This window comes from Desulfonema magnum (assembly GCF_017377395.1).
Lineage (GTDB): Bacteria > Desulfobacterota > Desulfobacteria > Desulfobacterales > 4be13 > Desulfonema_C > Desulfonema_C magnum.
On sequence record NZ_CP061800.1, the window covers coordinates 2461326 to 2482451 of the forward strand.

Sequence of the window (21126 nt, forward strand, 5' to 3'; positions counted from 1 at the left end):
TATATCATATTCACAGCGTCGGAGACTTCCGCCTCCCGGAAAAATTTCGGAGTTCCGCCCCCGGGCCGCTTCCGTGGGACAAGAAAATTGCTCCGGCAAAAGGGGCCGTCCGGACGCGGCACTGCGAGCTTTCCTGAGAAAATTGTCCGGCCGGCAGGAAATCCCGAATGCGGCAGTGCGAACTTTCCTGCATGACGGAACAATGTCAGAATGCAATGAGGAAAATGTTAGTTTTTTGTTAAAAAACCGGGGATGAGACAGGGGGCGGGTCCGGCTCCGGAGTTATACCGCACCAACGCTGAATTATTCGGAGCCATCAGGTCATTAATTGCCGATCCGACAAGAATGAGTTCGACATCATCAATTGTTATCCCGGCATGTTCAACCGCATCCGGCAATGCCTTCACTTCCATGTCAGAAGACTTTTCCTTGCCTGCTATTCTTCTTTCAAGGATTCCTGATTTGTCAAATATGTCATCATAAGGAAGCAAATCAAATTGCCTGAAAAAATCATTCGTTCTGATTTCTTCCGGCAGATATGCCCCTGTGCCTGTAATTCCTGCTGCTCTCATTTTTCCTCCCTTTCAAAGTGTAACAGACAGAACGTTTAACAAAATTCAAAATATCAACACATAATTCAACGATTCGTTTCAATTTTTTTCAAGTTGTTTTTTCGGATGTGTCCCATCTTTTACACAAAACAGGTGTCCGCCTTCGGTCGGAATAAGGCCGCCACAGGCTGAATATCAGCTCATTATATTGAAAATGCTGATAAAAATGCTTTATGTCCGATACCTGTGAAATCCGGACATCCGGCAGACAGATATGTGACATCCGCCTCTGTCTAAAAGGTGGGACACACCCCTCTTTTTTGCCTTGAAAAAGCTGTTTTTACTTATTTTTATGAAAAAGCTGTGCCCCTGAATCCGTTTTAACAAAAAATTAATATTTTCCTCATTACATTCTAACAATATATTATTATTCACACTATTAGACAAAAGATTCATATATTTTGGGTAGTCCTGCAAAGGTAGTGATGAATCCCGTTCAGTCCCCCGATTATCAGAACACTGAATCTCATTCATCACTGCTTGTGCAGGACTACCTTAAATTAAAGGGTTATTGTCAAATTTTGTTTATATCCGATTTAATAATTTCAGAAGATTATGAATTTATTCGTTATTGTGATTCTCATCAGATACTGATAGGGCGACATAATTCATTAACAAATGGAAAGGTTTTGTTCCTTTCAGCGTCTCACTGAGAGCATGTTTGAAAAGTAATTCCGGGCTGTTTTTTGCCACGAAGACACGAAGGCTCACGAAGTCACTTTGTGCCTTTGTGGCGCTGAGAGCATGTTTGAAATGTAATTTTCCGTGTGTTTCGTGTGTTTCGCAGTTAAAAAAAATTGCCAGGCTCGTTTTCGGGGACATTTGTTATTTTTCAAACACGCTCTGAGGGAGTCACGAATGGTTTTCTCGCCTTTTTTCGTGCTACACGCGTTCTCCTTCTGCACTTGTTTAGGATATCTCAGAAGTTAGATATCTTGTTGATAGGCGACTGCCCATCTCTGATCACGCGTCAGCCTTGGCCCTGAGAAAAGGCAGCATTCCGGATTATCAGGAAGGCTCTCCGCTATTCAGAATCAGAATATGCAGGGGCCTGCTGTCCGGCCCCGCGATATCATCAAACAGGTGAATCTGGACAGCAATCTGCATGTTGCATATCACCATTATCATATCCCCTGGATGAGGTGGAGTGAAAGGAGTGTTTTTATGAAAAAAGTAGCGTGGTTCATACTGATATTGGTGCTATCTGCAAGTGTTCATCCAATTATGGCCGCTCCCGGAAGGTCCGAAAAAAGAGCCTTTATCGTTGGTGTTGACAATACAGAATATTATCCCATGTATGGCTATAAGAACGGCGAATATACCGGATATGCCAGAGAATTGCTGGACACGTTTGGTGAAGATTCCGGCTATTCTTTTCAATACAAATCCCTTCCGATTCTGCGCTTGTATAAAGACTTTTTGGTCAGTCAAACCGTTGATTTCAAATATCCGGACAACATACTCTGGAAAGCGGAATTGAAGAAAGGAAAGAATATCCGTTACAGCAGCGCTGTGGTGGATTATATTGACGGGGTCATGGTACTTCCTGAAAACAAAGGAAAAGGCATAAATGAATTTAAACGACTCGGGACAGTTCTCGGTTTTACTCCGTGGGAGTATCTTGATCATATCAAATCCGGAAAAATAAAAGAAGACCATGCCCGAACCTATGAGATCATGATCAGGAAAACATTGCGCAAAAGAGTTGACGGGGCATACAGTTGCGTGTCTGTCCTCAATTATCAGCTTGAAAAATTGCATCAGCCCGGTGCGTTGGTGTTTGATCCGTGTTTGCCGCATACCAAAAGCAGTTATTTGTTTTCTTCTGTCAAGTATCCACAGATCATTGAGCGGTTTTCAGTCTGGCTGATGAAGAGAAAGGCATTTGTGGATCAGCTGAAATCAAAATACAAGCTGGAATCGAATCTGAACTAAAATGGGGCCACCGGCCCGTGTACGAGAATCATCTTGCAAATTTCTATCCTGTTTATCATTCAGGAGGACAATATGAAAGATTGGCATAGCCAACTCAGTCTTCAAAAAAAAATAAGCATGATCATTTTTTCTGTCACTACTACGGTACTTGTCTTGTCCGCGTGTTTTGATTACATGAGTACAAAGTCGGAACTGATCCACGAATTAAACTGTTTTTCAGAAATGACGGCAAACCGTGTTTCAAAAGGAGTTGCCATGGCGCTATGGGGAATTGACAGGGCCTTTGTTGAAGATATCCTGAACGCGGAAATGATGGACAAACGGATCTACGCGATCCTTGTCAGAGAAACTGATTCCCTGTTTCAGGGAAAAAAGCGGGATGACCAATGGCATCTTATCGAATCTGATGAGAATATCAGCAGCAATTTTATCACTGAACAGAAAAACATCATTTATGAAGGAAATCAAGTGGGAAGCGTGAAGGTCTTTATCACGCGGCGGTTTATGCAGCAAACGCTGAGGAAAAATCTCATCCACACAGCCACGGCATATGCGGTGCTGAATCTGACATTGTTCACCGCACTTTTTTTCGGGATGAGATACTTTCTGCTCCGACCTGTCAACCGCATTGTCTGCGGTCTTGACGAATGCGCCCGTCGCGTCGCGTCCGCTGCAAAACAACTTTCCGCAAGCGCGTATTCGCTCTCTGAAAGCGCAGAAAAACAAGCTGCCTCAGTTCAGGATTCATCCGTATCTTTGGAACAAATGGCTGCTCTGAGTCAGAAAGCCTCAGGTCTCGCGACAGGTGCGGAAACGCTAATGAATGAAAATATCGAAAAATCAGGACACTCGCTAAAGTCACTGCTCGATCTGACTCAGGTCATGTCTCAAATTGAGGCAAACAGCGGAGAGATGACACAGATTGTCAAATCCATTGACGGGATCGCCTTCCAGACCAGCCTGCTTGCCCTGAATGCGGCCATCGAAGCATCAAGAGCCGGCGAATCTGGAAAAGGGTTTTCAGTGGTGGCTGAGGAGGTAAGGTCCTTGGCAATGCACACCGCGAAAGAAGCAAAGCATACGCAGAACCTTCTGGAAAACACGGCGAGACGGGTGATTCATGCAACGGCCGCGATAAAGCACATTAATATGGATTTTGAACGGGCCATCGAATCTGCTACTGTGATAGGGAAAAAAACAGACGCCATCACAGCGACGAACCGGGAACTGGCGACGGGGATCACACGAGTCACCCGGGCGGAGAATGAGATTGACGGCATGACTCAGCAGGTGGCCGCGGGATCTCAGGAGTCCGCGGCCGCGGCTGAGGAACTCTCAGCTCAGGCTGTTCTCATGAAAACCTATGTGGAAGAACTGCTGGCGACCGTGAGCGGAGAAACAGACAGAGATGTCAAATCCTCCTCGCCAACTTTATCGGTCCGGCAGGGACAATTCCTCAACCCGTTTGGATTACGGAATGTGGATGACGCGCTTACGGAACCTGCAACTATTGAAGCGGGTGAGATGAATTACGTAACATCAAAAGCAAAATACGATAAAAATGGTATGAACACATTACAATGACATGCTACAAATATGCTGCCCTTACAGGGCTTGATCAGCCCTCGCCTAAATCCGTTATAATCAGTCTTTTCCATATTGCTCTTTTTTTGCCCTGAAAAAGCTGTCATGGCTCTGTTATCATACCCTTTTAATATATATTCAGGTATAGTTGTTGTGGTCAGAGCCCATGCTTCCTACTCCGGATAAACCTTATCCACACTTTCATAGATGTTTTTATCCAGTTTGATGCCAAACAGAGACCTGGCTGCGTGTCTGTTAATGACCGTATAAGTCCCCACGGGGGATCTGATAGTTATATCCGAAGGCGGAACCCTGTCCTCGACTATCAGCCGGGCTATCATGGCAAGCTGGGATCCGAGACTCCGGTAATTGACAGATGCGGAGAAAAACGCGCCGGCACTCAGAAATGCCTCGGAAAATGCCAGCAGCGGTTTACGCTTTTTTTTTGAAAACTCCACCAGATCAAAAAAGGCACGGGTTCTGGTGTTGTATATTCTTGTATCTCCCAGCATCCATAAGCCGTCATATCTGTTCTCATATTTGGAAAGTTCGGTGCTTATACGGTCCGGCCTGCTCACAGGTATTTTTATAAGCCGCATGCCCATGTTTTCCGCTGAAACAGATGCTTCTTCAACAATCCGACCCGATACATCCGGATGGAATGGCACCCCCAGGGAGCGAACCTGGCCGGCCAGCATCCTGAACTGGACAAAAAGACTGGCCGGAGGGATTTCCATGGATATGCCGGTCACGTTCTTTCCTGAAAGCGCAGGATAACCCTTGTGGTTGATCACCATGGCAAAAATAACTGGAATTTTTTTTTCCACCTGAAGTGTGGTTTCCGCGGCCAGGGCCCCTAAACAGATAATAACAGACGGTTTTTCCTTTTTTAAAAACTGTCTGATCTTTTCAGCATCAATTTTACCGTCCACATCCAAAATGCAGAGACGGGCGTCCGTAAATTCCGTGCCAAACTCCGCCACGGCATGTGGATTCACTTTGTTCAGAGCCAGTGGACATTCGCTGGTGTCTGTAAATTCCATGAAAAAGCCTGTCGCTGTCTCCTCGGTCTGGGACGTGGATTTGCTTTTTATCAGTGCGTAAGTATCCCGGGCCTCTCCCTCTGAAACAGATGACAGGACGATCAGGATAAACCATATCAGTAGCTGGACATAAATTTTCAGGCCTAAATCTGACATCAGACCTGTGAGGTTTCCGAAACCTCGAAGGTTTTCGGGTATTGAAGAAGCTTTGTCTGAGTACTTAACCCGCCGATATTTCATTTTCATTACATCATACCTCCCGAGTGATATAGAATTTTTGGTAGTGTTCCAAAACTGGACTTGTCTCAATATTTACAGAATTGATTCAGAGAGTTATAAAGTTTAGCTCCATTTTTAGAACACTACCGAATTTTTAATATATTCAGCAAATCTGCGAACAGACAAATCCGCTGAAAATGACTGATATTTATCAATGCCAGAGGAGCTTTCGGGTTATTTCCATATTACTCCGGATAAACCTTATCCACCCTCTCATATATGGTTTTATCCAGGTCTTTGCCAAACAGCGACTTGGAAGCCTCTCTGTTTATGACCGTATAAGTGCCCACAGGCGGCTTCACAGGTATGCTTGCAGGTGGAACCTTGTCCACGACGATCCGGCGGGATATCATGGCGAGCTGGGAACCCAGACTTCCGTAATTGACAGACACGGAGAAAAACGCCCCGGCTTTGAGAAACGCGTCGGAAAAAGCCAGCAAAGGTTTGCGATTTTTTGTTGAAAATTTAACTAGATTAGAAAGAGCATGGGTCCTGATGCTGTATAATTTAACGTCTCCCAGCATCCATAATCCGTCATATGCATTTTCGTGTCTGGAAAGTTCAGCCGTCATACGTTTTGGTTCTTTTACAGGGATGGCTGTGAGCCTGATCCCCATCTTCTTTGCCGCATCCGATGCCTCTCTGACGATTTCAGCGGAGACATCCGGATGAAACGGCACACCCAGGGAGCGCACCCGGGGAGCCAGCATCCTGAACTGAATGAAAAGGCTGGCCGGCGGAATCTCCATTGAGACACCGGTGACATTCTTTTGTTTGAATTCAGAATAACTCCTGTAGTTGATCACCATTGCGAAAATAACAGGAATCTTTTTTTCCAGTTGAATCGTTGTTTCCGCAGCCAATGCCCCCAGACAGATAATCACGGAAGGTTTTTCCCGCTTTAAAAAATCTTTGAGCTTTGCTGGTTCATATTTCCCGTTCATATCCAAAACAGCGAAACGGGCATCCGGAAAGCTTCGGACAAAGCCCTCCGTGATCTCATTTGTCTGTATCATGGATTTGCTCTTTATCATTCCGTAAGTATCCTCCGCGGCCGTCTCCGAAACAGATGACAGACAGATCAGGACAAGCCATAACACATGCAGATACTTAAACTTCATCTCATACCTCCCGCGTGACATAATGATTATTCTCTGTCAAAACCCGTGACACCGAAAAATTCCAAAACAACAAGTCCGGAGCCTTCATACGTCATATTTTCAAACGCGTCTGTAAATTTTTCAATACGTTCACAATGAGGAAACGCGACGATTTTCGGGTATTCAATCGGATTCAGCTCCTTCAGAATATGCATATCCTGAACTGCATTAAAATTGATAGTTTTCAGCGTCTCAAAACTTTTTATGGTGACGATGGCCGCGTCCACCTGTTCAAAACCCAGGGCCATGATGGCGTCAATGTCCTTTGACACCGAAACCACCCGAATATCTTCAATTGAAAGTCCTTCAGGCAGCTGACGCTGAATATAGGGAAGCGAGGAAGCTCCCAGAGACACGGTTGCCAGACTCTTGTTAAGCAGTTGAGCCGGTTTTGTCAAAGATTTTGGAGTGATCAGTATCTTGTTAAATACTTTTGACCCCTCATAATGTCCTGACAGTATCACTTTCCATTCATAGGTATTCCGCATCAGGGTGTGATAGTAGGACGGAACAATCGCCACATCAGCATCAAACCGGCGCACGGAGTCAGTGAAGTCCTTTGAACTTGCAAAAAGATAGACCTCGGCATCAATTCCCCGGGACTTCAGGGTATGTTCGAGGGTCGTTCTGACTTTTCCCAGACGAGTAACCTTTGCTTCGGGATTAAATATAAAAACCGTCTTCGCACCGGATGTGTGGCACAGAAACGCCATCAGAAACATGCTGATTATCAGTTTTATTTTCATGTTGCACCTGACAATTCCCTTTTTCGGAGATGAGTTGAAGTGTCATTGGTGATGGTGCCGGAGCAAACATCCCGCAACTCCCTTTCCTCCCACAGATGGTTTATGTCGAGAAGGATTTTTGCCTTATCTCCGATGGTTGCTATTCCGGAAATGAACCGCACATCATCGGCAAAATATGTCGGTGTCGGCAGGATATGCTTTTGCCTTATACCCAGTACCTGCACAACTGAATCTACAATCATTCCGACCCTTGTTTCATTTTGGTTTCCGGTGACGTTTATGATAACAATGCAGGTACGATCTGTAAAATCAGCGGCTTCCACCCTCAGTCTGCGCCTGAGATCCGCAACCGGAATCACCCTGCCTCTGAGGTTAATAACACCTTTGATAAAATCCGGAAACCAGGGAACAGGTGTCAGCGCCATGACCGGAACGACTTCTTTAACTTCTGTCAGAAGAATCGCATATTCCTCATTTGCCAGCGTAAATACAAGATATTTTAGCTCTTTTTCTCTTGCTTTTTCTAATTCTTCCGTAAGGCTGCGGATTTTTTCTTCTGATGCTTTTCGTTCTGTCAAATCATAGATCACCGTCATCACACAATTCTCATTTGCGAAATTTATGGCCCGGGTAAACAAAGCCCCCCATAAGTAATCGCCGTCTGTTCGTTTCAGACGCACTTCAAAATTGTTCAGCCGCTCATTTTCATCCAAAAGATTGAAAAAAACCTGTTCGTCAGCAGGGTTTTCGTATAAATCTGAAATATTGTATCTGGAAAACGTTGCATGAGAAATACCGAATACCCGGCACAGATGTTCGTTGGCATACATGAAGCTTCCGTCCCTTATACGGATAATGACAACCGGCACGGGTATGGTTTCGCTGATCACTCGAATCTGTTGTTCGATTTCTTTTATGGACGCATCCACTCTCTCCAGGAGTTCCGACCCCACGCCATCAGCGTGTTCGTTTGCCATTTCCATCATGGCTTCCATATCAGCTTTTTCCTGATTCATGGCCGCGTTTTCCTGTCTCAGTCTCTCATTTTCTATTGCCAATAACCATAGCGTTTTCAATACAATATCTTTTTTCAAAGCCTTCAGCATTTGTTTTATCACCGCCTTTTGTTATTGTTTTTGAGGCAAAGGCCAAGCGGTCAGGGACGATATTCCTCAGCCGCGGTTCATGGGCTTTGCGCGGGAAAAGCGTTTCAAATTATTTCTCATCTGAAATGAGAGGAAAATAACAGTAAAATGCGGTGCCTTTGCCTGATTCGCTTTCAACCGTAACTGTCCCGCCATTCCGCTGAACAATGCCATGAACAATGGACAGCCCCATACCTGATCCCTGTCCCGGAGCTTTAGTTGTAAAAAAAGGTTCAAATATCCGGTCCATAATTTCCTTATCTATTCCGGGGCCGTTGTCTCTGACGGTCAGTCTTGCATAAGCCCTTGTTTTCAAAGGGAAAATCATTTTCTCCTGTTCTGTTTCCGGGTTTATGCTGATATTTTCGAGGATGATATCAATGGCCCCTCCTTCTTCCTCCATGGCATGGACGGCATTGGCACAGAGGTTCATGAGAATCTGATGGATATGGGTCGGATCACCGATAATAATGGGCATTGCCGTTTTAATGGATAAACATACGTTAATTTTCGAAGGTATCAGAGACTGTATCATCTGGGCTGCTTCTGAAACAACCGAGCTGATACGGAAAGGTTTTTTCTCCTCTTTTGTCTGGCGGCAGAAGGTCAGAATCTGCGTAATGAGCGAAGTTCCCCGGGTTGTGGCGGCAACTGCGTCCTTCAGATATTTTCCAACCGGGCTGTCATCTGTCAGCTTGGATTGTGCGAGTTGGAGGTTTCCTAAGATGATTGTCAGAATCCCATTGAAATCATGAGCAATACCGCCAGCAAAGGTGCCCATGGCCTCCATTTTTTGTACCTGGCGAAGCTGTCTTTCTAAGATGAGTTTTTCTTTTTCGGCCTGTTTACGCTCTGTCAGATCAAATACCACTGTGAGCAGACAATCCTTGCCTCTGAAGCTTACCGACTGGGAAAACAGCGACGCCCAGAACAGGGTACCGTCTGACTTCCTGAGTTTTACTTCAAAATTTTCAATCCGTCCCTGATCGGAGAGGCATGTCAGAAATCTCCGGCTTTCGTCAGGGTCATCATAAATATCCGGCAAATTATTGAGAGAAAAACCCTCGTGGCTTAATTTGAAAACTTTTTCCGCATAACTATTTGAAAATAAAATTGAACCGTTGTCTTTCCGGCTGATTACAAAGGGCACGGGTATGGTTTTGGAAATCACATGGAAAAGGCGATCTCCGGCCCGGACTTTTTCCAGGAGACATGCTTCTATTTCGTCCGAATGTCCCGTAACTGCTTCCAATATCAGTTTCAGGTCGTTCAGTTCGCTCCTGAGTTCCTCAACCTCTGATACCAGTATTTTCAATTGATTATTTTTATTTGTATAAATTTTTTTATGTCTCAGACTGATAACTTTTTTTTCCATTTTTTTTATCTCAATCTTACGTTTTTTCGAGCCGTCTCTGAAATCAGAAAAAGTCAAAGAAACAGAATTGTTCGTAAAAATCCGATTTCTTTGCTGAGAAACTTTTTTACCGTGAAAATACATTTTGAAAAGCCGGGTTTTTTTCTGAAAATATTTTTATGACCGGGGGCGAAAAAACCCGGCTTTTTCATGAGCGTTTATTTATTCAAATTGCAGGGCTAATCCCGTGGGCATAAGTCGTTCAAGTCCGATCATGGATCTTTCCTGCCAGGCTTTACTATTTGAACATTTCATGGTCAGGCATATCCCCCCCTTTTTTCTAAGCTTGATAATAAATCCGCCCAGCGTGGTGATTCCGGAACTGTTGAGAAATTCCAGCTCTCTTACATCTACTGTTATCTTTGCTGAGTGATTTTGCTTGACCACTTGGTCAAATAAATTTGCAATGTCCTTATAACCATCTTTTCCTCGGAGATTCAGCATTCCTTCACAAAAAATTGTGCTGGTCTCCGGATTGTATCCCACATGATACTTTTCTCCTTTAATCTGCATTGTTATTCTCCTTTTTCTGAGGGTGTGAATTTTATGTATTTAGTTTCTTTTTTTTACGCACATCGTATTTTTGATCCGTCTGGGTTCCACGTCCGGAAACAAGGTACGCGACAAGGATATGGAAGAAATAAGCGACGCTTCAGGCCAGAACCTTGCGGACAATCGGCATTCGGGCCAAAGCGGTTACAGACTGAATTCCCGCTTCTATGCCCTCAAATTTCCACGCAACTGATACGTTATAATCATTGATCAACGTCAGATAGCCAACGCCGGATTCATTGCTATCTTCGGACGCGTTTTTTTCCATTTGTTCCACAAATAATTGCTGCGTATTTTCTGTCAAAAGCTTGCGGATGAATGACTGAAACTCTTCCAATTCAGCAGGATTTACGCTGTTTGTTACATAAAATCGCAACTCGCTTTGATGTAAATACAAGCAAATTTCAATCATATAGTTAGGACTGAAACTGAACTTGATGGCATTTCCGAGAAGTTCGCCGCAGATGTAATGAACTTCATCTTTTCCGATATCACTGGTCACTTCGGCCTCCTTATTAATCGGAAAAAATTTTCCCCAAAACGTCGAAAGAAATTCAGCGGACAAAGAACTGCTTTCCCAGAGTTCGTCAATATCAAGCGTCCCGGACTGAAATCTGAGACTGAGCCGGCCCACAACGTCTCCTTGATCCGGTTCGAGATATTTTCCAAATAATACAATGTGATTTGACATAGAGTCTCCTGTTTTCTATAACTGTTTTTTGATGGGGGCTGAAGGCGCATAGGTGTAAAGTTAAGGAACTGCTGAATTGTAAAAATATCCTTTTATAACATATGGTTGTTGTTTAAATAAAATGCAAGAAATGCCGTGTCGCAAATTACTTTTTCATTGCATCTCTCAGCACATGCTGATATTCCGGACTGTGTGAAAAAAACAAAATATCCGACAATCTCATAAGATCATATTTGGGAGGACTGTGCAATGATAAATAAACAGATTAAAATTGATGTCAGAACAGTTAAAAAGTTTTTCAAAAAAGGAAAGATCAGAAAAATAGCTGAAAAAACCGGTTTCATAAAGAGAAAACGGAAATTGGACGCATTCGAATTTTTCATATCGCTGACTTTCGGTTCGCTGACAACGACCACAATAACTCTGGGTGCCATAGCGGAAAATCTGTCCGAATGTATTTCAAGGGCGGGAATAAATGACCGTTTTAATCAGTATGCCATTGATTTTCTGACAGAAGTTTTTTCATTTTTTTTCAGAACGGCGACTGAAAACGGACATAATATCAATATTGACGTATTAAATCAGTTCGGCAGAGTGAATATTATTGACAGTTCGTCATGGGAGCTGCCCCCGGGCCTGAAATCCGCATTTCCGGGATATAACATTGCGGGTTGCAAAGTTCAGTTAATGTATGATTACAAAACCGGAGTGATTCAGCTGTTTGATATAAAAAAACAAACGTGTAACGATCAGAGTTATTCGAAGACACTGGGCGATCAGATCAGCGCGGATGATCTGCTTATTTTCGATCTGGGATATTCAATTGCGGACATGCTGAAAATAACTGATGACAAAGAAGCCTTTTTCATATCCCGTTTTAATTATTCCGGAATCGGTCTGTATATAAAGAAAGGGGAAGAATATGAGAGAATCGGAATCTCGGAGATATTGAAAAAGCTGAACGGCAATGAGACAATATTTGAATTCGAATGTTATACGGGAAACAAAGAGAAAAAGATAAAGATACGCTTTTTCGCAGTCAGAGTTCCGGAAGAAGTTGCAAACAAAAAACGGAGAAAAATGTGTCAGAATGCCAAAAAGAAAGGAAGAACCCCCAAGAAAGAATCACTGCGACTGTGTGAGTGGAACTTTATGATGACAAATATTCCTGCTGAGAAAACGGAGGATGTGAGAACCATCCTTGCATTTTATCCGATCAGATGGTCTGTGGAATTATTTTTCAAACAGTTTAAATCGGTATTGAACATTCATAAAACAGAAGTAAGAAACAATGAGGACAGGCTCAGGTGCGAAGTATTGGGAAAAGCGATAGTTGTGATGTTCATATCCTACTGTTATTCGAATGCCAGATCAGAGGCATGGCGGATACTCGGCGAAGAGGTAAGTATTGACAAGACAGTGAAATATTTCAGAAGAAACATAGCCGGTCTGACAGTGCTGCTTTCGGATTCTGCTGACAAAGCGGCAAAACATGTCAGGAAAATGATAGCAAAAATAACTGACACATGCCGGAAAGAGAGGCAGAAAAGCAGAAAAAACTCCCTTGATGTACTTATCGACGGAGCAGTTCTTGAAAACTATAAATATGTAAAGGTAAACCTCTCGGAACTCGGGCAGCCGGGTAAAGGCATGCCTCTGTCTTTCCGTCTTTTCAATCTGATAAATGTGAATTTATTTTTTGAAATCATACCGTTAGCAGGTTAGTTAAGTATCCTTAACTTTACACCTATGGCTGAAGGCGAGGGGTCATCTGGACAGTATTTGGGAATTATCTCTCCCCTCCTTCTACCTCTCGGCCCTCTCTCCTCACAACCGTTTCATCACAAACAGAGTCACATCATCCGGTTTTTCAAAGGAGGCCAGCGCGTCCATAATTTCTTTATGAATTTCCAGGGCAGATTTATCCCCGCATCTCTCCACGATTTCTTCCAGAGATTCCTGTCCGAAAAAGCCGCCTTCCGGTTTCATTGCCTCGATAATGCCGTCTGTATAAAGAACCATGGTGTCGCCGGTTTCCATGTCCAGGGAGTCGGTGGAGAGCATTTCTGATATGTCGGGTTCCATGCCGATCCACATGCCGTTGGTCTTTATTCTTTCAAGCTTTTCAGTACGACTGCGCCGGATCAGGATGTCCTCATGCAGACCTGAAAAGGTGAAGTGCCCGTTCTGGCTCACGGCAAGCACCACAATGGTCATGTGTTTTGCCTCGTCCATCTTCTGAATATTCAGATAAATGGTCTTGTTAATAGCAGCCAGCATATCAGACGGATCAATGCTGGGATGCCGAAGCAAAACCGTGTGAATTGCTGTCTGTACCATCATCATCACCAAACCGGAGGTCAGACCGTGGCCTGATACATCCCCGATCACGATCCATTTGTATCCGCCCACGGAAATCACATCATAGTAATCACCGCCGACTTCTTCGGAAGGACGGAGCGTTGCCGCAATGTCGTAGCCCAGCATATTCGGCTTCTTGGGAAGCAGTACGGTCTGAATCTTCTGCGCCACTTCCATCTCTTTTTTCAGACGTTCTTGTTCGCGCACATCCTCTGTAAGCGCTTTGATGGCCAATCTCATTTTTTCAACATCTGATACCAGCTGACCCAGTTCGTCATTCCTTTCCGAATACACGGATTTTTCCAGGTTTCCCGAGGCAATCACGCGAACATCCTCAGCGAGTCTGCCGATGGGTTTGGCCATGGTAGTGCCGCACCCCCAGGCTCCGACAATGCCGATGGTGATGATAAGCAAAATGAGAGCGATGGAGGACATCCAAAGATGTGAGACAGCCTGCTCCAAACGAGTGGTATGCAATTCTGTATAGATAAACCCCAAAAGTTCCCCGTGTTGGCCAGATACCTGATCTGTCTGATTGTCTCTGTCGTAAATCATCTGGATAATTTTCAATATATGTCTTGATTTATCTCTGAGGATGCTGCTTTCTTCTTTCTGTAACTGCTGGAGAATATAATCATCTTGGATTCTGGAAAATTGCTGATAATTTTTCTGGTCAGATGTGGCAATAACAAAGGTGTTGGCATATCCCACCAGCAAAATGTTTATGTCTTCGTCCGTTGCTGTCACCTCATTGATGAGGGCTTGCAGATTTGAGAAAGCGCTCTCTTGGATGCCTTTTTCGGAAACAACAGAAAAATTTCGAGTGATAAGCTTTGCTTTGTTTTCAAGCTCATCAAGCAGCGCTTCTTCGGACTGCTGAATAAAGACGATGGAAAGTGACAGCATCGCCACCACAAGGATAAGCGCAATGCCTGAAATGAACTTGTACCTGATGCTCAGGTCTGCGAATAATCTTTTAACAGAGATCATAATAATCAGCTTTGTTTCATCTCCTGTCTCCCGGAGGGCGTGTCTCCCTGTCCTTACCACTCCGGATAACCTTTTTCTTAAAGCCTATATGTGGGTCAGATTGGGGTTTGTTTCAGTATGATGGTTTAGGGTTACAGTGTTAAAATAAAGCTTGTCTCAAACAAATCAGATGGTTCTAAAAAATTCAGCTTGTCTGCCGGACATTATTTTAGCATGTTACAAATTATGAATAAAACAGAGTGAGTCTTTTCAGTATAAAACTTTGTTATTCCCTCAGAGGGTGTTTGAAAAGTCCCGTAGGGACGACATATTTGTAGCATAAGAGAGTCCGACCCCTCCCGAGTCCTGTAAGGACGGCTTCTTCGGTGTCGCAAACATGCCGTCCTTATGGGACTCGGAAACACGGGGCATATCAGCCTGCAAATATACCGTCCCTGTCGGGACTTTTCAAATATGCTCTTAGGCGCGTGTTCGCACAGGTCTTTGACAAGACTTTCGACTATTGCTGATTTACGCAAAACATTTTTTTAAAAAATTTATTATATTAATTAAATAGGTTAAATTAATTACAGCGAGTGATTAAAAATTGCCTCTCTGAACATAAAGACCATATAAAACATTTTATTGTTAAAATGTTATAAGCAAAATGTTAGTAATTTGTTAGTTTTTTATTAAATTCCGGGTAATCCTGCAAAGGTGGTTCAGTTCCCCGTATATCAGCACACTGAATTTCATTCATCACTACCTGTGCGGGACTACCAAATTCCGATAATCCGGTTCATCAAAGCGGATGTTGATGATTTTGGTGTTGGCGAGGGTGCTGTCATAGAGACTGACGGCCTTGATATGAAGCTGTATGTGCAGTATAAGGGATTTCCTGATTATAACGGATTTAGGGGAGTTTTTGTATCGGGTATGTTATTTATTTCGAGTTCCCTAAGTGCGCCGAGAAGTTGTCTGGATGGAATATCTGGTCTGTGGAACAAATTGCAAGATCGTAGGGCAAAATGTGGGCTGAAAAATAAAGCATGCTGAAAAAAATCCTGGAAACCTTTTGTCTGGATATGGAGTTGAAAATCTGCTTGTCAGGCCCTTCCCCGGCTCTCTCCCGAAGTGATCCCCCCGGCAATAAGATGGGCCGTCCGCAGAGGCTCGGGAATATGGCCGTGGATCGCAAATTTTTCAATGACCTGCTCGGCCTGATCTGTTGTCAGTCCTGCCCGCTGGACAAACACATTCAAGATCGGCTCCATAGGACCGGTTTTTTTTATGAGCTTCCATTTTCGAAGCCCTCCCGGAACTTTTGTGAGAAGGGCTTCTTTTATCGCCGGCATATTCGGTCTGCGGCGGGCAACAACCAAGACCGGCATCTGAAGCCAGCGATATAAGTAATGAATATCCACCACATTAAACCCTCCCAGGGCGATTCCCTGAAGCATAATAAGCCGGGCATGATTTGCAAATTTTGATTCCGCAACCAGCCGTGCGATATTTTTTGCGGCATTCGCGCCGTCCCGGCGAATATGTCCCATCAATACCCCGTCAAAGCGCAGCCCCGCATAAATCGTCCCTACAATCGTAACATTTCCCCTGTGAGAATGGGGAAACGGAGCATCATCAAAACCAATGACATTGGAAAAGGGGTGACGAGGCATTTTGTCTCTTTGGCACTTGGTCTGTAAATAAACGCTCATAAAAAAGCCGGGTTTTTTGCCCCCGGTTATGAAAATGTTTTCAGATAAAAAACCCGGCTTTTCAAAATGTATTTTCACGGTAAAAAAAAATTAAGTACCCGGACAACACTTTTGGTCCGAGAGCATCCGTACCTGAAAATATGTCCGGGTACTTAGGGATTTCCCCAAAAATAAAATAGCCGGTGCAGGGTGGGTGGAGCGAAGCGGAACCCACCGCACAAGGTGGGTTCCGCTTCGCTCCACCCACCCTACGTTTTTTGTATCGGATATGTTATTTATTTCGAGTTCCCTTAATGAATGACTATGAAATAAAACTCGATCCCAGTTCTGTTCCCAGATAAAGGGCTTTGCGATTCATCTCCAGAAAATCTGGCGGAATACGGGTTTCCAGCACCTTCATAATGGACTCGGGTCTGACAATCTCTGTGAGTCTGATGAGTACCCCCAACATGAGGATGTTTAAAACAACCGGATTGCCGATTCTGTCCATGACCGTCTGAAACATAGGTACCTCTCTCTGCCGGGCATCAACCTTGTCCCATGTCCTGACATAACGGGTATCAGTAAGAAGAAGCCCCCCGGGGCGTATAATGGAATAGAATTTGTTGTAGGCTTCCTGTGTCAGACAGACAAGCACATTGGGCTGGGTCACCTTGGGAAACCGTATTTCCGAATCAGCAATAATAACATCAGAACGGCTTGCGCCTCCCCTGGCCTCGGGTCCGTAAGCCTGAGACTGAACAGCAATCAGATCCTCGTGAAGGACAGCAGCTTCTGCAAGTATGACAGCAGCGGTAATAATACCCTGACCGCCTGAACCTGAAAACACCAATCTGCATCTTTCCATGTCTATTGTCCTTTCATCGCATTTTCAATCAGTTTATCATATTCGCTGCAATATTCAGGGACATCTTTCTGTACAAAAATTCCCCGTTCAATGAGGTCCGGATTCTCCTTTTTTGCCTCAGAACCAATGGGAGTGGTATTTTTTTTAAACATTTCCATCATATCTGCCGCACTGCCCATTTTATTCTTTCTTCCGAAATACGTGGGACATTGGGACAGAATTTCCACAACCGAAAACCCTTCATGCAGTATGGCTTCTTTTAATATATCCGCCATTTGCCGAACATGATATGTGGTGGTACGCGCGACAAAAGACGCGCCCGCGGCCATGGCCATTTCTGCGATATCAAAGTCATGGTCTATGTTGAGATAAGGGGCAGTTGTGGCTCTGGTTCCGTAGCCGGATAAGGGAGAATACTGGCCCCCTGTCATGCCATATATCCGATTATTCATGATAATGGCGGTCATGGCAATGTTCCGCCGGGCCGCGTGGATGAAATGATTTCCGCCAATGGCCAGGGCATCTCCGTCTCCCATGGGAACAATAACATTCAGTTCGGGCATACTCATTTTGACACCCGTGGCAAAGGCCAGGGCACGGCCGTGAAGCGTGTGCAGCGTATGAAAATCAACATAACCGGAAATCCGGGAAGAACATCCGATACCCGATACCATGACAATTTCATTTTTGCTCATTCCGAGCTGATCAATTGCCCTGAGAAGTGCGTTCAGTACGATCCCGTGACCGCATCCCGGACACCAGATATGGGGAAAGAATCTTTGCCTTATGTAATCTTTTACTGCCATGTCCTAAACTCCTTTTCCCTGAATCAGCCGAAGGATATTTTTTATGTCCGTGGGGTTGATGAAAAAACCGTCAATACGGTTTGCCAAAACCACACGGTCAGGATGGTCAACAGCTCGTTTCACTGCCCGGATGACCTGCCCCATGTTCATTTCCACAACAACAATATGTTTTGCATTGGCGCATTTTTTCCTGACAAGTTCATAAGGAAAAGGCCACAGGCTTTGAAGTTCCAGAAGCCCGATACGGTCGCCCCTGGATCTGCGGTTCTCCATCACATGAAGGGCAGAGCGGGCCGAAGAACCATAAGAAATCAGTATGCACTCGGCATCTTCGAGATAATATTCCTTAAACCGGGTGATGACCTCCACATTGTTCTTTATTTTATCCACCAGATGGCGAAGGAGTCCGTGGGTGACACCGGAGTTATTTGAGGGAAACCCCCACATGTCATGAAACAGTCCCGTGACATTGTAGCGATGCACACCCCCGAAATCAGACATGGGAAGTCGTCCGTCTTCTCTTGGCAGATAGGGATGGTAATCCACCCCTGCCTTGACCGAGGTCCGGAGTCTTTCCACCAGGGGAATTTCCTCAGGTTCCGGCACGACAAGCCGTTCCCGCATATGCCCTACCACTTCGTCAAAAAGAAGAATCACCGGTGTTCTGTATGTTTCCGCCATGTTAAAGGCATCCACGGTAATGGAAAAGATATCCTGGTGATTGGAAGCCGTGAGCGCGATAATGGCATGATCTCCGTGAACCCCCCATCTGGCCTGATATACATCTCCCTGACTCGGGCCGGTGGGCAGGCCCGTGGAAGGCCCTCCCCGCTGAACATTGACAATCACACAGGGAATTTCCGTCATAATTGCGTATCCCAGACCTTCCTGCATGAGGGAAAACCCTGGCCCGCTGGTGGCTGTCATGACTTTGTGACCTGTAAGCGACGCGCCGACAATGGCGCATATGGATGCGATTTCATCTTCCATCTGAAGAAACTTTCCCCCTGTTTGGGGGAGCCTTAATGACATATGCTCGGCAATTTCAGTGGAAGGCGTGATGGGATAACCGGCAAAAAAATCAAGTCCTGCATAAAGAGCGGCTTCCACGCATACTTCATTACCCTGAATAAATTTTACATTCTTGCTCATAATAAATCCTTCAGATCCTCAGAGTCCTGAAAACCTCCGATGTCTCTGACTATGCTCAGACTTCCGCTGCTTCCTCTGATTTTACCAGGGCGGAGGTCTCTGTTTCTGTCAGTACTTCTATTGCAAGATCCGGGCATCTGAGTTCGCAAAGTTTGCAACAAATACAATCTTCCGGCCGAACTGCGACCCCTTTATCTGTTTCGTCAAGTTCCAGAACATTCTTGGGACAAAAATGGACACAGATACCGCATCCTTTGCACCACTCCCTGTTGATGATGTGTTCTTTTAACTTTACTTTCCCCATTCAAAAAATCCTCTCAGTCAAAGATATTTCATTAACTGTCTGTGATGTTTCATTATTCCGGCCAATAAGTCCAATAGTTTTTCCGTCAGATCATACGCCATAGCCACTGTTTCCCCAAGTTCCTACTTCATGTTCGAAGAGATTGTCAAGCACTCTTTCGTTATCATGCTTATGTTTATGCGGGAAACAACTTTGTAGCAGCAGGTTGGCAAGCGCCGGCCAAGCCCCGCGGGGGCGGCATATTTGTAGCGAATATGCCGCCCCCGCGGGGCTTTTTGGCCCGGCATGATGAATGCTGTAAATATGCTGCCACCACAGGGCTTTGCTAGCCTCCCCTAAATCCGTTATAACCGGAAAAATGGGTATGAAAAACTTTTGCCTCAGGTACTTATCACCTTGCGTATGTCCCGATATAGTGATATAATTTATTTTAAAGTGATGAAATCAAACCCGGGGAGGGAGCAAATTTTTTATAATCGGGTCTGCCCTTGACAGATTCAGGAACAGTGCTAAAATGTGATTTCAATATTCCTCTCCCAATTGTGAATATGCCCTGCGTCCCAAAATATATACTTATGGAATATCCTCTAAATAAAATACTGGAAGAATTGCGTCGGGCCAGAGGCATAGACTTCAGTAACTATCGGACAGCGATTCTTACCAAGCGGCTTTCAGCAAGAATGACGCGGTTAAGCATCAAAGATCCTTTTAAATACTTGGAACGGCTCTGGGCTGATCCCTCAGAGTGCGATTGTCTTATTGACGCGATTGCGATAAAAGTCAGTTCCTTTTTTCGTGATCCCATTGTGTTTGAGACCATTGCTCAACGGGTGCTGCCTCGGATAATCGAAATTAACAGACATTCAAAAATGAGTCAGATACGCGTATGGAGCGCAGGCGCGGCCTCGGGGGAGGAAGCTTATTCAATAGCGATTCTGATTCATGAATTACTTGCAAATGAAGCTATTCAGTGGCATCCTTATATCTTTGCCACGGATATCAGCAGGGAATCGCTGAAAAAAGCTGAGGCAGGACGTTATCCGCGCGAGAGTTTAAAAAACACAAAAGTCGGTATCCTTGACAAATATTTCACTGTCAAAGATAATGTCTATGAAATACGACCGGTTATTCGGAAAATGGTCCGATTTTCTCACGACGATCTCACGTCAAAAGACCGTATTGCCCCTGCTGACAGCGTTTTTGGTGCGTTTGATCTCATACTTTGCCGGAATGTGATCATTTATTTTTCATCAGAACTTCAGAAGAGGGTATTACACAAGCTTTATAACGCGTTGGCCAGAGGCGGATTTCTGATACTTGGCAATTCCGAATCATTAGACCCTGAGACAGAACGCAGGCTGATTTTCACTGACAGCAGAAATTGTATTTTCCAAAAACCGGCATAGTCTTCATGCCAGACGATATCTTCCGGCCGGTGTTTTTAACGCCGTCCGGGATGTTTTTGAACAACCCCTGCAATGAAGACCACTGAAACATTGCAGATGATGCGGCTATAGGTTAAGCGCAGGCGGGTTTTCCGGTATTTTCTCCGGAGTGCGAAAAAAGCTTTTTCTCCGGAGTGCGAAAAATGCTTATTCTCCGGAGTGCGAAAAATGCTTTTTCTCCGGAGTGCGAAAAATGCTTTTTCGCAAGTGCAAAAATAAAATTTTTGCACTCCGGATCCGTTCGGAATAGACCAAGTTATCCGGAGTGCGAAAAATGCTTTTTCGCCGGAGAGCGAAAAAAGCTTTTTCTCCGGAGTGCGAAAAAAGCTTATTCTCCGGAGTGCGAAAAATGCTTATTCTCCGGAGT

The 21126-nt window shown here is 44.6% G+C and carries 19 protein-coding genes; 4 read left to right on the top strand and 15 right to left on the bottom strand.

The annotated features are described in order from the left end of the window. Window positions 1-227: 227 nt before the first annotated feature. A complete protein-coding gene (locus dnm_RS09940; RefSeq protein ID WP_207682502.1) occupies window positions 228-572 on the bottom strand; it encodes a beta-ketoacyl-[acyl-carrier-protein] synthase family protein in 345 nt (114 codons plus the stop codon). 1203 nt (window positions 573-1775) lie between these two features. Between dnm_RS09940 and dnm_RS09945 the strand changes: the two genes are divergently transcribed. Together dnm_RS09945 and dnm_RS09950 are read left to right on the top strand one after the other, a co-directional pair. Next, window positions 1776-2546: a transporter substrate-binding domain-containing protein gene (locus dnm_RS09945; RefSeq protein ID WP_207682503.1), complete on the top strand. Its 771-nt coding sequence runs from the start codon at window positions 1776-1778 to the stop codon at window positions 2544-2546. A 72-nt stretch (window positions 2547-2618) separates the two neighbouring features. Continuing rightward, window positions 2619-4130, top strand: coding sequence for a methyl-accepting chemotaxis protein (locus dnm_RS09950; RefSeq protein WP_207682504.1), 1512 nt, complete (start codon window positions 2619-2621; stop codon window positions 4128-4130). A gap of 173 nt (window positions 4131-4303) precedes the next feature. Here dnm_RS09950 and dnm_RS09955 read toward each other — a convergent pair whose 3' ends face one another. From dnm_RS09955 to dnm_RS09985, 7 genes are all read right to left on the bottom strand, one after another. Continuing rightward, entirely contained in the window at window positions 4304-5329 is a 1026-nt protein-coding gene (locus dnm_RS09955; protein WP_207682505.1) for an ABC transporter substrate-binding protein, read from the bottom strand. 308 nt (window positions 5330-5637) lie between these two features. Next, window positions 5638-6573, bottom strand: a complete 936-nt coding sequence (locus dnm_RS09960) for an ABC transporter substrate-binding protein (protein ID WP_207682506.1) — start codon at window positions 6571-6573, stop codon at window positions 5638-5640. Window positions 6574-6599: 26 nt separating this feature from the next. Continuing rightward, complete coding sequence (locus tag dnm_RS09965) at window positions 6600-7358, bottom strand: PhnD/SsuA/transferrin family substrate-binding protein (RefSeq protein ID WP_207682507.1); 759 nt, start codon at window positions 7356-7358, stop codon at window positions 6600-6602. Continuing rightward, window positions 7355-8464, bottom strand: coding sequence for a chemotaxis protein CheW (locus tag dnm_RS09970; RefSeq protein WP_207682508.1), 1110 nt, complete (start codon window positions 8462-8464; stop codon window positions 7355-7357). Before dnm_RS09970 ends, dnm_RS09965 begins: the two co-directional genes overlap by 4 nt. 109 nt (window positions 8465-8573) lie before the next feature. Next, a complete protein-coding gene (locus dnm_RS09975) occupies window positions 8574-9878 on the bottom strand; it encodes a two-component system sensor histidine kinase NtrB (protein ID WP_207682509.1) in 1305 nt (434 codons plus the stop codon). Between the two features lie 201 nt (window positions 9879-10079). Next, window positions 10080-10430, bottom strand: a complete 351-nt coding sequence (locus tag dnm_RS09980) for a slr1659 superfamily regulator (protein WP_207682510.1) — start codon at window positions 10428-10430, stop codon at window positions 10080-10082. A gap of 139 nt (window positions 10431-10569) precedes the next feature. Beyond that, window positions 10570-11160 (bottom strand): slr1658 superfamily regulator, encoded by a 591-nt coding sequence (locus dnm_RS09985; protein ID WP_207682511.1) that lies wholly within the window; start codon window positions 11158-11160, stop codon window positions 10570-10572. Between the two features lie 249 nt (window positions 11161-11409). Here dnm_RS09985 and dnm_RS09990 point away from each other — a divergent pair, with 249 nt between their 5' ends. Further along, the gene (locus tag dnm_RS09990; protein ID WP_207679109.1) at window positions 11410-12885 is read left to right on the top strand and encodes an IS4 family transposase; all 1476 of its coding nucleotides are present in this window, start codon (window positions 11410-11412) and stop codon (window positions 12883-12885) included. 102 nt (window positions 12886-12987) lie between these two features. On the opposite strand, the gene dnm_RS09995 is transcribed toward dnm_RS09990, so the two are convergent. The 6 genes from dnm_RS09995 to dnm_RS10020 all read right to left on the bottom strand — a co-directional run bounded on the left by dnm_RS09995 (window position 12988) and on the right by dnm_RS10020 (window position 19314). Further along, a complete protein-coding gene (locus tag dnm_RS09995) occupies window positions 12988-14571 on the bottom strand; it encodes a PP2C family protein-serine/threonine phosphatase (protein ID WP_207682512.1) in 1584 nt (527 codons plus the stop codon). Between the two features lie 1025 nt (window positions 14572-15596). Then, window positions 15597-16166, bottom strand: coding sequence for an endonuclease dU (locus dnm_RS10000; RefSeq protein WP_207682513.1), 570 nt, complete (start codon window positions 16164-16166; stop codon window positions 15597-15599). Window positions 16167-16506: 340 nt separating this feature from the next. Then, on the bottom strand, window positions 16507-17052 hold the full coding sequence (locus tag dnm_RS10005) for a 2-oxoacid:acceptor oxidoreductase family protein (protein WP_207682514.1): 546 nt from the start codon (window positions 17050-17052) through the stop codon (window positions 16507-16509). Window positions 17053-17054: 2 nt separating this feature from the next. Further along, a complete protein-coding gene (locus dnm_RS10010) occupies window positions 17055-17858 on the bottom strand; it encodes a 2-oxoacid:ferredoxin oxidoreductase subunit beta (RefSeq protein WP_207682515.1) in 804 nt (267 codons plus the stop codon). Window positions 17859-17861: 3 nt separating this feature from the next. After that, window positions 17862-19010 carry a 2-oxoacid:acceptor oxidoreductase subunit alpha gene (locus dnm_RS10015; protein WP_207682516.1) on the bottom strand — a complete coding sequence of 383 codons (1149 nt, stop codon included), beginning with the start codon at window positions 19008-19010 and terminating at the stop codon, window positions 17862-17864. Window positions 19011-19065: 55 nt separating this feature from the next. Beyond that, the gene (locus dnm_RS10020; RefSeq protein ID WP_207682517.1) at window positions 19066-19314 is read right to left on the bottom strand and encodes a 4Fe-4S dicluster domain-containing protein; all 249 of its coding nucleotides are present in this window, start codon (window positions 19312-19314) and stop codon (window positions 19066-19068) included. A gap of 575 nt (window positions 19315-19889) precedes the next feature. Between dnm_RS10020 and dnm_RS10025 the strand changes: the two genes are divergently transcribed. Continuing rightward, complete coding sequence (locus tag dnm_RS10025) at window positions 19890-20720, top strand: CheR family methyltransferase (RefSeq protein ID WP_207682518.1); 831 nt, start codon at window positions 19890-19892, stop codon at window positions 20718-20720. Between the two features lie 35 nt (window positions 20721-20755). Here dnm_RS10025 and dnm_RS10030 read toward each other — a convergent pair whose 3' ends face one another. After that, window positions 20756-20989 carry a hypothetical protein gene (locus tag dnm_RS10030; RefSeq protein WP_207682519.1) on the bottom strand — a complete coding sequence of 78 codons (234 nt, stop codon included), beginning with the start codon at window positions 20987-20989 and terminating at the stop codon, window positions 20756-20758. Window positions 20990-21126: the final 137 nt, after the last annotated feature.